Source organism: Acinetobacter sp. N1-1 (assembly GCF_056711485.1).
In genome coordinates this window covers 1-531 of sequence record NZ_JBWXUO010000011.1, presented here as the reverse complement: position 1 = coordinate 531, position 531 = coordinate 1, and the positions used below count along the sequence as shown (strand labels likewise).

The 531-nt window shown below is 34.7% G+C and carries 1 protein-coding gene; it reads right to left on the bottom strand.

Features of this window, described 5'->3' with window-relative positions; translation table 11 throughout:
* Positions 1-233: replication initiation protein (locus AC1MPL_RS00255; protein WP_479763305.1), on the bottom strand; the 233-nt coding region annotated here is incomplete at its 3' end.
* Between the last annotated feature and the right edge of the window lie 298 nt (positions 234-531).

Here is a 531-nt window from a genome sequence, read left to right as displayed (position 1 = left end):
AGCTCTGTGGCAATACGAACAGTTTTCTTCATTAAATCTTTAGAAGCTGTTCGTATATCCCGAGAAACACAATCAGGATGTACCCCAATTCGAATGAAATCGTCTCTTGTCACGCAATATGCTTTATCGGGTTCTACTGGGACACCCTTAGGAATTTGAGCAATAGCACATAAAATAAGACGTTGTTCGTTCAGTCTTAATTTATAGGCTGCGTTAATTAATGAATTATCCATTACAACAAAATCATTCAACATATTAATTATTTTTTATCAATAATAGGAGTTAATTTTAATTTACTCCCATTTAGCCGTCAATCCCTCCCATTTAGCCGTCAATCCCTCCCATTTAGCCGTCAATCCCTCCCATTTAGCCGTCAATCCCTCCCATTTAGTTCTTTGAAAGCACCTTATAGCAAGGCTTTGAAGAGGGTCTAAAAACTATTAAAAATTATTAAAAATATAAAAAAGAAAAAATTGTAGATAATCTATAAAATTGCTTTTGGTTTTCTCTCACTTCGTTCGTTCAAACTCC